Origin of the sequence: Acidaminobacter sp. JC074, assembly GCF_022496765.1 — a bacterium.
Classification (GTDB): domain Bacteria; phylum Bacillota; class Clostridia; order Peptostreptococcales; family Acidaminobacteraceae; genus JABXKX01.
In genome coordinates, this window is the sequence record NZ_VANV01000004.1 from 56,286 (window position 1) to 70,775 (window position 14,490).

11 protein-coding genes are annotated in these 14,490 nt (G+C 36.3%); all 11 read left to right on the top strand.

What is annotated here, in order from left to right; all coding sequences use genetic code 11:
* The first annotated feature begins 123 nt into the window (after positions 1–123).
* The 11 genes from EZV73_RS05190 (at position 124) to EZV73_RS05240 (ending at position 14,469) form a co-directional block, all read left to right on the top strand.
* Positions 124–543 (top strand): DUF1934 domain-containing protein, encoded by a 420-nt coding sequence (locus EZV73_RS05190; protein ID WP_240838981.1) that lies wholly within the window; start codon positions 124–126, stop codon positions 541–543.
* Positions 540–1,058 (top strand): hypothetical protein, encoded by a 519-nt coding sequence (locus EZV73_RS05195; protein WP_240838983.1) that lies wholly within the window; start codon positions 540–542, stop codon positions 1,056–1,058. Before EZV73_RS05190 ends, EZV73_RS05195 begins: the two co-directional genes overlap by 4 nt.
* Positions 1,055–2,443, top strand: coding sequence for a sigma-54-dependent Fis family transcriptional regulator (locus EZV73_RS05200; RefSeq protein WP_240838985.1), 1,389 nt, complete (start codon positions 1,055–1,057; stop codon positions 2,441–2,443). The genes EZV73_RS05195 and EZV73_RS05200 overlap by 4 nt, the downstream gene beginning before the upstream one ends.
* 1 nt (position 2,444) lies before the next feature.
* A complete protein-coding gene (locus EZV73_RS05205; RefSeq protein ID WP_240838987.1) occupies positions 2,445–5,582 on the top strand; it encodes an SNF2 helicase associated domain-containing protein in 3,138 nt (1,045 codons plus the stop codon).
* A gap of 8 nt (positions 5,583–5,590) precedes the next feature.
* Positions 5,591–6,850: a hypothetical protein gene (locus EZV73_RS05210; protein ID WP_240838989.1), complete on the top strand. Its 1,260-nt coding sequence runs from the start codon at positions 5,591–5,593 to the stop codon at positions 6,848–6,850.
* Between the two features lie 362 nt (positions 6,851–7,212).
* Positions 7,213–8,250 carry a zinc-binding dehydrogenase gene (locus EZV73_RS05215; protein WP_240838991.1) on the top strand — a complete coding sequence of 346 codons (1,038 nt, stop codon included), beginning with the start codon at positions 7,213–7,215 and terminating at the stop codon, positions 8,248–8,250.
* An 18-nt stretch (positions 8,251–8,268) separates the two neighbouring features.
* Complete coding sequence (ablA, locus tag EZV73_RS05220) at positions 8,269–9,522, top strand: lysine 2,3-aminomutase (protein ID WP_240838993.1); 1,254 nt, start codon at positions 8,269–8,271, stop codon at positions 9,520–9,522.
* Between the two features lie 15 nt (positions 9,523–9,537).
* Positions 9,538–10,548: a hypothetical protein gene (locus EZV73_RS05225; RefSeq protein ID WP_240838995.1), complete on the top strand. Its 1,011-nt coding sequence runs from the start codon at positions 9,538–9,540 to the stop codon at positions 10,546–10,548.
* Between the two features lie 59 nt (positions 10,549–10,607).
* Entirely contained in the window at positions 10,608–12,170 is a 1,563-nt protein-coding gene (locus tag EZV73_RS05230) for a DNA mismatch repair protein MutS (RefSeq protein ID WP_240838997.1), read from the top strand.
* Complete coding sequence (locus tag EZV73_RS05235) at positions 12,167–13,717, top strand: lysine 5,6-aminomutase subunit alpha (protein WP_240838999.1); 1,551 nt, start codon at positions 12,167–12,169, stop codon at positions 13,715–13,717. Before EZV73_RS05230 ends, EZV73_RS05235 begins: the two co-directional genes overlap by 4 nt.
* Positions 13,717–14,469 (top strand): B12-binding domain-containing protein, encoded by a 753-nt coding sequence (locus EZV73_RS05240; protein WP_240839001.1) that lies wholly within the window; start codon positions 13,717–13,719, stop codon positions 14,467–14,469. The genes EZV73_RS05235 and EZV73_RS05240 overlap by 1 nt, the downstream gene beginning before the upstream one ends.
* The last annotated feature ends 21 nt before the right edge of the window (positions 14,470–14,490 follow it).

The window sequence follows — 14,490 nt, forward strand, 5'->3', positions numbered from 1 at the left end:
TAAAATAAATTGCATATGAAAAGTTATTTAATCTACTTATAAAGATAAAGAAATAATAATGAGCAAAATTGAATAGTTAGGCAATATGGGTTATGATTAAGAGTAAGTGAAAAAGGAGTTTGTATGAGTAAAATAATGATAGATATAAAATCAACCATTGAGCAGATTGATGGTGAAGAGCAAGTTATTGAAATGCTTACTGAAGGTGAGTTGTTTGAGAAAAATGGATCCATTTATTTGATGTATCATGAATCGGAAGTATCTGGTATGGAAGGGTCAAGAACCATGTTAAAGATAGATCATGATGTGATTACCATGACAAGATTTGGGGGAACTAAATCTAAGATTGTATTTGAAGTGGGTCATCCTATGGAATCTGTTTATCACACACCTTATGGTGCTTTTGATATGCACGTGGAGACCGAATCTCTTGAGCACTCAGTTGATGTAGACAAGCTTAAAGGACACATTGATATTAAGTATCAAATGGTTCTAGAGCAGGTATCAAGCAGTAAAAATCACTTGGAGATCAATATCAAATGATGTGGCTAAAATCTTACTTAGAAGATTACATTTCTGATAAAGTTGAGGTCTCTGTTCCTAAGAAGAACTTTGGTGACTACACGACCAATATTCTGTTAAAGAAAAAAATGAATCCAGAGAATCTGATAGAGCACTTAATGGCACATCCTTTGATTTCTGAGGTCAAGTTAGTGACTGGCCATGTAAACATCTATTTAACAAATGAACTGAAGATTTATTCAGGAAAAGTATGTGATCAACCTTATAGGGCTCTTGTGATCTACAATCGTCTGGTCCATGAAGGTTATCAATCGGGTATACTAAATGATTATTGGTTGCCCCTTGTTAAGAAGGTCAATGAACTGAATCATTCATTAGATACTTTAGGTGATGCCTTTGATTTAGACCAGGCTGTAGTAGAAGTGTTTAAATTACTGGACCATGCTTATATATATAGGGAAAATGATGAAAAAGAATTAGGCGGCATATCAGAGCTACTAGGTCAAATGCTTATTGCACTTGGGAGAGAAAAATGAAATCAATTTACGAACCAGCCATAATAGATATTGTATTAGATAATATATCGAGTGGTGTCCAGGCCATTAACAGGGATGGACAACTCATATTTTCAAATCGAATTGTTGCTATGCTGGACGATATCAATATCAAGGATTCCTTAGGCAAACACCTCTTAGAAGTGTATCCTTCCTTAACAGCTAAAACATCGACCTTGTTAAGGGTTTTAAACTCAGGGCAGGCAATTTACGACTTTGAGCAGGACTATTCAACATATAAAGGCAAGACCATACATGCACTGAACACGACTTTACCCATCATTAGAGAAGGTGAGGTTATTGGTGCTGTAGAGATTTCTAAAGATATTACCGATGTTAAGAAGTTATCTGAAACGGTTCATATACTGAGAGAAAAAACCATTAATAAGCCGTCTGATATCGTTGATGACGATGCTGTTTATACTTTTGCAGATATTTTATCTGTAGAACCTAAAATGCAAAGGTTAAAATCACGAGCAACACGTGCTGCTAGGAGCGACATGCACCTCTTGGTATCGGGAGAAACGGGTACTGGTAAAGAGCTTTTGGTTCAGTCTATCCATAATGCCGGTAAAAGACTTGGTGCACCCTTTATTGCACAAAACTGTGCAGCCTTACCATCAACCTTATTAGAATCTATTCTTTTCGGTACAAAAAAAGGTTCTTTTACTGGTTCGGTAGACCGTCCAGGTTTATTTGAAATTGCAGGTGGTGGCACACTTTTTCTTGATGAAATCAATTCCATGCCAATGGAGCTTCAGGCCAAACTTCTGAGGGTTTTGCAAGAAGGCAAAATAAGACGTGTTGGTGATGTTCAGTCTAGAAAGGTTGATGTCAGGGTCATAGCTGCATCCAATATGGATCCTTTAAAGGCCGTTGAAGATGGTAAGTTAAGAAGAGACCTTTATTACAGACTGAACTCCATATCTCTTGAAATACCACCTTTAAGAGACCGAAAACAAGATATACTGCCACTGACCATGCATTTTATAGAGAAATTTAATGATCAACTCTATTTGCAGGTAAGAGGCCTAACAAAAAAGGTAGAAAGTTTATTTTTATCTTATTCATGGCCTGGTAATATTCGTGAACTAGAACATGTGATTAAGGGTGCCATGCATATATTAGATGGCAAGAACATACGTATGATGGATATTCCATCGTATATTGCAAAAGAATCTTATTCTGATGAGTTTGTTTTAAAGAGTGATGATCTTAACTTAAAACATGCCATTTTACAGCTAGAAAAGCAAATGATAGAAAAAGCCATGGAAGCCAGTGACGACAATGTGACTCAGGCTGCAAAAATGTTAGGACTTCCAAGACAAACCTTACAATACAAACTGAGTCGTTTGGGGATAAAATGATATGTTAAATTATGAAATACAAGACATTATAAGAGCATCTACATCACTGGCTGTATTTAAAAGAGGGAATGAGTATTACAAGGGTAATAGGGTAACTAGACTGACTTATGCACCCGACTTAGAACGTATTTATGCAAAAGTTGAAGGCAGTGTCCCTTATCATGTGGACGTTAGACTAGATGATGGACTTATTGATGATGCATTTTGTGATTGCAGAGCCTTTCATGAATACCCAGGCTTTTGTAAACACATTGTAGCAACCTTATTACATGCAAAATTCAATCAAAACATAGCGCCTGAAACATTGGCTTTATGTCAAGTCCTTGACTACTACATGGATACTGATTTTGAGAAAGCTCAGGGACATTTGGAATTAAACGTAGATTATACCTTAACCATCAGTAACTATCAGGCAACTGTCAATGTTAAGGTAGGCCAGGATATGGATTACATCATCAAAGAACCACTTCATTTCTTTGATAATCTAGACCATAACTATATATTTGGCAAGAAGTTTGAATACGACCCTTTTGTTCATCGTTTTTCTCAAGAGGATTTAGACTTATTTGAGTTTTTAAAAAGCGTGCTTATCAGTTACAACAGTTTTAATGAAAGAAAACAACAATATAAAAATATAGATACAAAGGATATATATTTAAGTGCTTACCATCTTAAAAAATTTTTAAAGCTTATTAATAAGCCAATTCATTTAAAGATGAGAGATGCATCCAGTCAGGTTCATGTCGTTTATGAGGATATAAAGCCGGAGCTTGTTTTAGAAGAAAAGGAAAATATCTTTCAGCTAAATCTGATGGACCTAAAAGCCTATCACTCCTTGACAGAAGATTATGGTGTTCTAAGAAAAGATGATAAGATGCACATGATTTCTGACAATCAAAGAAAAGAGCTTTTTCCACTTTTTCAGATGATCAACCACCAATATGATTTTCTAGATGTCAAAAAAGATGAGATTGACCATTTTATGTCTTATATGTTTCCAGTTATAGAAAGATCATCTGATGTCATCATTGATGGCAATCTGGAAGAAAAACTTTTAAGGTATCCTTGTCAGTCGCGTTTGTATTTAGATCAAAAAGACTTTGTTATTTATGCAGAAATCAAGCATGTTTATGGTGATTATACCATTGATGCTTTGGAGGATTTTGAGTCCTTAGAGGATCAATTTTTACTAAGAGATTTAAAACATGAAAACAGGATTATGCATATCATGGAGTCATCAGCCTTTAAGGTATCTAAAAAAGGTTATTATATGAGTGATGTTGACGACATCTATTCATTTTTATCCGATCGATTGCCGGCCTTGCAGCAGTCCATGGATGTCTATTATTCAGATGCCTTTAAACATTTAGAGGTAAAAGATAAGGAAGCTGTTCAAGTCTTTTCTGGTCTGGAAACTTCGGGAGATTTCTTCTCTTTTAAGTTTTCAGTAGATGGTTTAGATCAAAGAGAAATAGCTTCTCTTATAGACGACATTATTTTAAAGAAAAAATATTATCGTTTAAAAGATGGTTCTTTCTTATCACTGGATGATGTTTATTTTGAAAAGATATCAGATATGCTCATAGATCTAGACCTTAAAGGTAAAGACTTAGAACTTGGTGAGAAACGTCTACCAACTTATCTTGCTTTTTATTTTAATGAAGCCCTTGGTCAGACGGCCATTATGGATGATAAACTGAAGTCTTTGATAGAGGCGCCTGCTGTAGAAAATTACAACTTGCCTGAAGGTGTAAATGCTACATTAAGACCTTACCAAACATCTGGCTTCAACTGGTTAAAAACCCTTTCAAAATACGGATTTGGCGGTATCTTAGCAGATGATATGGGTCTTGGAAAGACCATTCAAACCTTGACTTATATTCAATCTGAAATCAAAGAGGGACTTGCCAGTAAAGTACTCATTGTGGCACCAACTTCTTTGGTTTATAACTGGATGAATGAGATAAGAAAGTTTGTACCTGACATGAAGGGGTTAATCATTGACGGTAACAAGAAACAAAGGGAAGACAAGTTAGGCCTTTTAGACCAATACGATCTCTTGATTACTTCTTATGCTCTAGTCAGAAATGACTTAGAAATCTACAAGGAAATGCCATTAGATATATGTATTATAGATGAAGCACAGCACATTAAAAATCCAAATTCAAAAACAGCAAAAGCTTTAAAATCATTAGATGTAAAAAGAAAGTTTGCTTTAACGGGTACACCAATAGAAAATGGTTTGATAGAGTTATGGTCGATATTCGATTTTATCATGCCTCAGTATTTAGGTGGTATTACTAAGTTTAAGTCAAAGTATGAATTGCCTATTAAAAATCAAGAACCAACATCATTAAAATCAATGGTTCAACCTTTTATCATGAGACGATTAAAAGGAGATGTATTAAAAGAACTACCAGACAAAATAGAAAATAAAATGATTGTAGATTTAAATGATGAACAAAAGAAGGTTTATGTAGCCCATTTAAATAGATACAAAGAGGAACTTCAGGCCATCTATAAAAGAGATGGTTATCAAAAGAGTCATATGAAAACACTGGCTGCGCTGACAAGATTAAGACAGATCTGTTTGGATCCATCCTTGTTTTTAGATAACTACGATGGAGGCAGTTCTAAATTAGATTTACTAAGTGAACTTTTAGATGAATTACTTGCCGGTGGTCATCGTGTGCTTATTTTTTCTCAGTTTACAAGCATGCTTTCAAATGTACAAGAACTTCTGAATGAAAAAAAGGTCGGCTATTTTTACATTGATGGCAAGACTAAGGCTTTAGAACGTTCTGTTCTTGTCGATAAATATAATGAGGGCGAAAACGATGTTTTCTTAATTTCCTTAAAAGCAGGAGGAACCGGCCTAAACCTTACAGGTGCTGACACTGTCATTCATTGTGATCCATGGTGGAATCCTGCTGTCGAAGACCAGGCCACTGACAGAGCCCATAGAATAGGTCAAAAGAAAACGGTTCACGTCATCAAAATTGTTACTAAAGGCACCATAGAGGAAAAAATCTATGAGTTGCAAGATAAGAAGAAAGCTTTAATCAATCAGGTCATACAGCCTGGAGAAACCTTTATTACTGGTTTAAGTGAGGAGGAAATTAAAGCGCTCTTTAGCTAGGGGAGACTATGAGCCTATTTGTATTCCTTTTATGGATATTATCATGTGTAAATATATTCAGGATTGTTGTTTTAAAGAGACCAGGCAAGGAAATGATTGGCTGGTTTATCTTTCAGTTGATTACAACCATCCTTCAAATAAGATTTGATGGCATCACTTGGCGGATTGCTTTATTGTATGGCTTACCGCTGATTTGGTTCTTGCACAACAAGACAAACTTTAAAAAGCTGATGGCTCTTCTCATGGTGACCCTATTTGTGATGACAAGCTTAATTGTGGTTGTTTTTTCCACACCTACTATTGAAGCGCCATCTGGCAGGTATGTAGTTGGCACAACAACCATGTATCTGATAGACGAAATAAGAGACAGAGAACTGCCGGTCCATATATATTACCCTTCTGAAAATAGCCAGGGTAAATCACCTGAAAAGTGGTTTAGATCTGAAAGTATGGTTGAGGGGTTTGCAGACTTTTACGAGATGCCTGACTTTATCCTATCTCAACTCAATGATGTGACGACCAACTCCTATAAGGATATAGAAGTCATTGAAGGTGAATTACCTGTAGTTATTGTTTCACATGGATGGGGGTCATTTTCAGCACTTCATGTTAATCTTCTAGAACTTTTAGCCTCTTATGGTTATATTGTTGTAGCACCTGATCATACTGAAATTGCGACGGTTTCCATGTTGCATACCGGTCAAGTTGTCCTATGCAACAGAGAACTGATAAGAGATGATTATCTACTTTCTGATGGCCTGGATGTCATTGATATGTACGAAAAGGATTTAGAGTTTATTATAGAACGTCTGGATTATTTAAATGACCATCATAAGATACTATATCATCATTTGGATTTAGATAAATTAGCTCTTATAGGACATTCTACAGGTGGTGGCGCACAGGTTTCGTATGTTATGGAGAATCCTGTTTCACTTCTAATAGGCATGGATGCCTGGCTAGAGCCTTTAGAAAAGGTCAGACCACTTGAGACGGAAAGTATTTTTATGAGGTCAAGTCAATGGGCAGACTATGGTAATGACTCAAACTTGAGAGTTTTAACAGACAAAGTCTATGAGCCAAAAGGTTCGAGACATCAAGATTTCACCATGGCCTATAAAATATCACCTGCCCTTAGGGTAATCGGTTATACTTCTAGTGGCTCAAGACAGGCAGTAGAAGAAAGCATTCTTTCTCATTTGGAAAGGTATTTGATGAATCGAGAAAGGTCTATAAAAAAGAAAATACCTCTTAAAGAATTACGGTAGAATATCTACCGTTTTTTATATGCCGAAAAATAGGCAGTTGCCCAAATTTCGGCGCGTGCAATTTTAACTTGAACAATCACTAATTTTATAGACATTGGTATAAATTTTTTTACACCTATTGCAAATACGAAGGTCTAGACAAGAGAACAGGTAAAAACTACTCATTGCCGAAAAATGGGCGGTGTGGAAACATGTTTTTTTACAAAGGGAAAACATTTTCCTTCACAAACACAAGATATAGTATTTTTTCTGTTTTTTTATGTAGTTTGAACCCATTTTTAGCATTGGCATCATACTTGCATTATATGTGGACGGTTATTGAATTGTTATGAACAAAATTATTGATTAATGGAGGAGTTCAAATGAAAAAAGGAAACAAATTTGGAACGCATCGTGTTATTGAGCCTAAGGGGTTGTTGCCTCAACCTGCTGAAAGAATTGACAACACAATGGAGATTTATGACAACGAAATCTTAATCGATGTTCAAACATTGAATATTGATTCAGCGAGTTTTACACAAATTAAAGGTCAAGCTAACAATGATGTAGAGAAGATCAAAGAAATCATGTTAGGTATCGTTGCTAAAAGAGGTAAGCACCACAACCCAGTTACTGGTTCAGGTGGTATGCTAATCGGTACAATCAAAGAAATTGGTCCTGCTATGGAAGGTAAAACTGACTTAAAAGTTGGTGATAAAATTGCAACATTGGTTTCTCTTTCATTAACACCACTTAAAATTGATGAAATTATTGAAGTAAGAAAAGACATTGATCAAGTTGATATCAAAGGTCAAGCAATCTTATTTGAATCAGGTATCTATGCCAAGTTACCATCAGACATTCCAGAAAACTTAGCACTTTCTGTATTAGACGTTGCTGGTGCACCTGCACAAACAAGAAAACTTGTTAAAAAGGGTGATACTGTATTAGTAGTTGGTGGTGCTGGTAAATCAGGTATGCTTTGTTTATATGAAGCAAGAAAGCAAGCTGGTCCAGATGCTAACATCATTTGTTTAGCACATAATGAAGCTTCTATGAAGCGTGCTAAAGACATGGGCTTTGCTAACTCATTTATTTTAGCTGATGCAACTAACTCAGTAGATGTATATGAAAAAGTAATGGAAGTGACTAACGGGGAAATGGTTGATGTAACAATTAACTGTGTTAACATTCCAGATACTGAAATGTCATGTATTTTAGCTACAAAAGCTGACGGTGTAATTTACTTCTTCAGTATGGCAACTAGCTTTACAGCAGCAGCATTAGGTGCTGAGGGCGTAGGTATGGACACAACAATGATTATTGGTAATGGTTATGCTAGAGACCATGCAAATATTTCATTAGAGATTATTAGAGAATCTGAAATCATTAGAAAAGTCTATACAGACTTATACGCTTAATTAAAGGGGGACAAAGTTATGCGTCATTATAATGACATTTCGCTATGGAAAGACGTAACACCTGAGCAATGGGCAGACTGGAAATGGCAAGTACAAAACAGAATCACAACTTTAGAGCAGCTTAAAGAAGTGGTTAATCTAACAAAAGACGAAGAAGAAGGCGTAATTAAATCTCTTGAGATTTTAAGAATGGGTATTACACCTTACTATGCAATGTTAATGGATGAAAATGATCCACATTGCCCTGTAAGAATGCAAGCTATTCCAACTATCGCTGAAACTCATAAGACTGATAATGACATGGACGATCCATTACATGAAGATGGTGACTCTCCAGTACCTGGTTTAACACATAGATATCCAGACAGAGTTTTACTTCTTATTACAGATATGTGTTCTATGTACTGTAGACACTGTACTAGAAGACGTTTTGCTGGTGCACAAGATGATGTAATGCCACTAGATAGAATCGATAAGGCAATTGAATACATCAGAAATACACCAGGTGTAAGAGACGTATTATTATCTGGTGGTGACTGTTTACTGGTTTCAGATGATAGACTTGAGTATATCATTTCTAAGCTTAGAGAAATCGAGCATGTAGAAATCATTAGATTGGGTTCAAGAACTCCAGTTGTATTACCACAAAGAATCACACCTGAACTATGTGATATGTTAAAGAAATATCACCCAGTTTGGTTAAATACACACTTCAACCACTCTAAAGAAGTAACACCAGAAACAAAAGAAGCTTGTAGACTTCTTGCTGATGCTGGTGTACCACTAGGTAACCAATCAGTACTTCTAAGAGGCGTTAACGACTGTGTACATGTTATGAGAAAATTAGTTCACAATATGGTTAAAATGAGAGTTAGACCATACTACATCTATCAATGTGACCTTTCAGTAGGTATCGAGCACTTTAGAACACCAGTTGCAAAAGGTATCGAAATCATTGAAGGTTTAAGAGGCCACACTTCTGGTTATGCTGTGCCAACATTTGTTGTAGATGCACCAGGTGGTGGTGGTAAGATTCCAGTAATGCCACAATACTTAATTTCTCAATCAGCTGATAAGGTTGTACTTAGAAATTACGAAGGCGTTATCACTACTTATGCTGAGCCAGAGCCATATAAGAATGAGTGCAAGTGTGAAGAATGTACTTCTGAAAAGCCTCATAAGTTATTTGGTGTAGCTGGTTTACACCAAGGTAACCGTGTAAGCATTGAGTTAAAAGAGCTTGAAAGAGCTAAGAGATCACATCACGAGTAAAACTAGGAGATGGACATGTTTGAATATTTTAGTGAGTATGAGTCCATCTCTATTGTAGGAATGGCTAAGAATGCAGGAAAAACAGTGACGCTGAACGCGATACTCGATGAGGCCTATGAGAACGGGAAAACAATAGGTTTAACCTCAATTGGTCGAGATGGTGAAAAACAGGACATTGTTACTTGTACAGAAAAGCCACTGATCTACGTATATGAAGGCAGCATCATAGCAACTCCAGAATCTATGTTTGAGAAATCTGAAGCCAAAATGGAAGTGTTAGAAGTCACTGATTTCTACACATCCATGGGTAAGATAATCATTGGTAGAGTAAAAATGGCAGGTTATATTCAGATAGCTGGACCATGTTCTAACCATGAAATTATGCTTTCGGGTGAAAAGATGAAGGCTTATGGTGCTGACCTGATAATAGTGGATGGGGCCATTGATCGGAAAACTACGGCTTCACCATCTATTACAGAGGCAACTATTCTCTCGACTGGTGCTGTTTTGAGTCGAGATATGGATAAGGCCATTGAGAAAACTGTTTATCAAGCAACGCTTTTTCAGTTAGAAGCCTTAGATGATCTTTCTATAAGGGCTATAGCCGATGAGGCTATAAGAGAGAAGTCTATTGCAATCATTGGTGATGAAGTTGTAACTCTGAATTTAAAGACAGCATTAAATGCTGGCACAGAGATTGCAAAGGCAATGAAAAAGGATACGTCATATGTTGTATTACCAGGTTCACTGGTAACCAAAACCGTGATGGACATTATCAAAACAAGTCCACACTTCAAACATACGACTTTTATTGTCAAAGATGCAACGAGGATATTTATTGATTATTTAGACTGGATATATTTTAATAAGGTCGGCGTAAGTATTTGCGTACTAGATAAAATTAAGCTGATAGCTGTGACGATTAATCCGACATCGCCTGAAGGGTATTATTTCGATCCGGAAACTTATCAGAAACAGCTTCAGTTTTATCTAAAAGATTTGCCAGTCATCAATGTGATGACATAGGAGGTGTTTTTATCTTTTTTTTACAGGAATCAAGACATCAGTTAGATGTGGATTATATCTTGAATAAGATTAAGGTACAGACGCCTTTTGGGCTAAAAAGAAAAAAAGAGCTTAAGGTGTATAAAGCAGATGATTCATCTGCTTTATCAGCGCATTTAGACCAATTAGAAGCCTTAAAGCGTCATATGGAAAAACATCCAGTGACCTATAAAAAGGTAAGAGGGATACTTGCTCATTTCAAATCTATTGAGTTAACGCTTGAAAGAATATACAGTTTGGAAACCTTAAGTGTCACAGAGTTATTTGAAATAAAGCAGTTCGTTCTTTTAGTGGATAAGTTGGTTATGCTTCAAGACGAACTCTGCTTTAACGATTTGAAACTGATACCTTTAAGGGATGTTATTACACTTTTGGACCCTGAAGACATTGGGATCAACAGTTTCTATATTTATGATGGTTATTCAGACAAACTCCGTTTGATCAGGGCACGAATGAAAACTCTTGAGGGTGAGATTCAGAGTGCTAAAAAACAGGCTAGAGATCATATTTCAAAAGCCTTGAATATTAAGATCAGACCTAATGACGAGTTTACCATTAAGAAGCATGAGGAACTTCTTATGGCTGAAATAGAAAAGAGGGATGATATTGTTTATGTCTCTGATACCATGATGCATAGAAACTTTAAAGTAAAAGTAACCGATCATGTTTTAGAAAAGATGCAGGAGATTGATCGTTTAAGACTTGAAGAGGAAGAAGAGTCTTTTATGGTCAGAACCATGTTGACCAAGAAGCTATACGATCACTTAGATGCATTTAGAAACAATATTGATATCATAGGTCAAATGGATATATTAATGGCTAAATCGTATTTTGCCATAGCCTTTCATATGACCAGACCTCTACTTGGCAAGGGGTTAAAGATTGATGAAGGTATACATTTAAAAGTTCAAGATCATTTGCACAGTGAAGGCCTTAAGTTCATGCCTATTACCATTGATGTAGAAGAAGGCATGTCCTGTATAACGGGTGCCAACATGGGTGGTAAGACCATTTGTCTACGTTTAATGGGTCAGATGCAGACTATGGCTCAACTGGGCTTATTTGTACCGTGTAAAAGATTTGAATTTGAACCAAGAAATTTCGTATTTCTATCATCTCAAGACGCTCAATCAATTGATAAAGGCTTAAGTACATTTGGTGCTGAGATGGTTAATGTATCAAAGGTTTTGGAAAAGGCAGATGAAAAGGGACTGATTCTTATTGATGAGTTGGCTAGAGGTACCAATCCTAAGGAAGGGTATGCCATTAGTAAGGCCATCATCAATTACTTAAAAGATAAAGCGTCAGTATCTGTTATTACAACACACTTTGATGGTTTGGCTGATGAAGAAGACGTTCTTCACTTACAAGTTAGAGGTTTAAAGGATGTTGATTTTGAAGATCTGAAAATTAACATCAAAGGTGACTTAGAAACCATTCATTCCTTGATGGATTATAGGTTGGAAGTCATTAAAGGACCTGAAGCTGTACCAAAAGATGCTATAAGGATATCGAAACTGATGGGTGTCGATGATGAAATATTAGAAGATGCAAGACGTATCTTGGATGGGGAGGAAAGATGAATAAATTAAACTTAGATTTTGATTTAGTAGCTGAAGCAAGACAATCAGCAAAAGTTATCGCTGAAGATATTCAGGGCATGATTGATCTGCATACGACAGTTGCTGTTGAAAGAACAGTTTTAAGATTATTAGGGGTTGATGGTGTAGATGATATCGAAAGACCTCTACCGAATGTTGTTGTTGATGCTGTAAAAGATAAGGGTGGTTTACCACTTGGTTTAGCATACTGGATGGGTAATGCTATGATCCATACAGGCAAAACAACACAAGAGATTGCCGAAGCAGTTGCAGCTGGTGATTTAGATTTGATGGAAATTCCACAAAGCGATTACAAGGAAATCAAAGAAGTTGTAACTAAGCGTGCAAAAGAATCGGTAGATTTAATTGCTAATAATAGAAAAGATAGAGAAAACTATTTAAATACACTTGGTGAAGGTCCAAGACCTTACTTATACCTGATTGTTGCGACAGGTAATATTTATGAAGATGTTCTTCAAGCACAAGCGGCTGCAAGACAAGGTGCTGATGTCATTGCTGTTATCAGAACAACGGGTCAATCACTTTTAGATTACGTACCTTACGGTCCTACAACTGAAGGTTTCGGTGGTACTTATGCGACTCAGGAAAACTTCAAGATCATGAGAAAAGCACTAGATGAAGTTGGTGAGGAAGTCGGAAGATACATCAGACTTTGTAACTACTGTTCAGGTTTATGTATGCCTGAAATCGCTGCAATGGGTGCTTTTGAAAGATTAGATGTTATGTTAAACGATGCCCTTTATGGTATCCTTTTCAGAGACATCAATATGCAAAGAACTTTAATTGACCAATACTTCTCAAGAATCATCAATGGTTTTGCAGGTGTTATCATCAATACGGGTGAAGACAACTACTTAACTACTGCTGATGCAGTAGAAGAAGCACATACTGTACTAACGTCTCAGTTTATCAATGAGCAGTTTGCATTAAAAGCTGGTTTACCAGAAGAGCAAATGGGTCTTGGTCACTGTTTCGAAATGAATCCTAATATTGAAAATGGTTTCCTTCTGGAGTTATCACAGGCACAAATGGCAAGAGATATCTTCCCAGATGCACCGCTTAAGTATATGCCTCCAACGAAGTATATGACAGGAAATATCTTTAAAGGTCATGTTCAAAATACTTTATTCAATGCTGTATCAATTATGACTAATCAAGGTATTCAGTTACTTGGTATGTTAACAGAAGCCATTCATACGCCATTCTTACAAGATAGATACTTATCTATTGAGAATGCTCAGTACGTATTCAACAATATGAAAGACTTAGGTAGCGAAATTGAGTTCAAGAAAGACGGTATCATCCAAAAGAGAGCTCAAAAGGTGCTTGCTGAATCTGTTGATATGTTAAAAGAAATCGAACAAGAAGGTTTAACAAACTGTATTGCTCAGGGTAAGTTTGCTGATGTTAAACGTACAATGACTTCAGGTAAAGGCCTAGATGGCGTTGTTAAAAAGGACGATCAGTACTTTAATCCATTTATTGAATTAATGTTAGGAGGTAAGTAATGAGTACTCAAGTAGATTTAACGAAAGTAAAACCTTATGGTGATACCCTAAATGACGGTAGAATGCAGTTTTCTTTTACACTACCGATTCCAGCTGGAGATGAAGCAGATGAAGCGGCTAGACAACTTCTTACAAAGATGGGTATTGAAGAAGCAGCTGTTGTTTATTCAGAAGATTTAGGTGTTGGTTATACTTACTTTACAGCATACGGTAAGTGTCAACACACTGTAGATTACTCTTCAATAGAAGTGCCTAAAGTAGATGTAGATATCATGGACAAGTATGGTGTGGAAGACTTTATCAAAGAGCACATCAAGCGTGATGTGGTTATTGTTGGTGCATGTACAGGTACAGATGCTCATACAGTAGGTATTGATGCTATCATGAATATGAAGGGCTTCGATGGTCACTATGGTCTTGAAAGATACAAAGGTGTTGAAGCAGTAAACTTAGGATCTCAGGTACCTAATGAAGAGTTGATTGCAAAAGCAGTAGAATTAAATGCTGATGCCATCGTTATCTCTCAGGTAGTAACTCAAAAGGACGTTCATATCATGAACTTAACAAACATGGTTGAACTACTTGAAGCTGAAGGCCTTAGAGAGAAAATGGTAGTTATTTGTGGTGGTCCTAGAATCAGTCATGAACTTGCAAAAGAATTAGGTTACGATGCAGGTTTTGGTCCTAAGACATACGCAGAACATGTAGCATCATTTGTAGTGAATCAATTAGTTGATAGAAACTTAGTATAGAAAACTTAGAGCCAGTTAATG

Bases quoted from the DNA above. Each gene is read 5' to 3' on its own strand.
- EZV73_RS05190 (WP_240838981.1), top strand. From the start codon at position 124: ATGAGTAAAATAATGATAGATATAAAATCAACCATTGAGCAGATTGAT.
- EZV73_RS05195 (WP_240838983.1), top strand. From the start codon at position 540: ATGATGTGGCTAAAATCTTACTTAGAAGATTACATTTCTGATAAAGTT.
- EZV73_RS05200 (WP_240838985.1), top strand. From the start codon at position 1,055: ATGAAATCAATTTACGAACCAGCCATAATAGATATTGTATTAGATAAT.
- EZV73_RS05205 (WP_240838987.1), top strand. From the start codon at position 2,445: ATGTTAAATTATGAAATACAAGACATTATAAGAGCATCTACATCACTG.
- EZV73_RS05210 (WP_240838989.1), top strand. From the start codon at position 5,591: ATGAGCCTATTTGTATTCCTTTTATGGATATTATCATGTGTAAATATA.
- EZV73_RS05215 (WP_240838991.1), top strand. From the start codon at position 7,213: ATGAAAAAAGGAAACAAATTTGGAACGCATCGTGTTATTGAGCCTAAG.
- ablA (WP_240838993.1), top strand. From the start codon at position 8,269: ATGCGTCATTATAATGACATTTCGCTATGGAAAGACGTAACACCTGAG.
- EZV73_RS05225 (WP_240838995.1), top strand. From the start codon at position 9,538: ATGTTTGAATATTTTAGTGAGTATGAGTCCATCTCTATTGTAGGAATG.
- EZV73_RS05235 (WP_240838999.1), top strand. From the start codon at position 12,167: ATGAATAAATTAAACTTAGATTTTGATTTAGTAGCTGAAGCAAGACAA.
- EZV73_RS05240 (WP_240839001.1), top strand. From the start codon at position 13,717: ATGAGTACTCAAGTAGATTTAACGAAAGTAAAACCTTATGGTGATACC.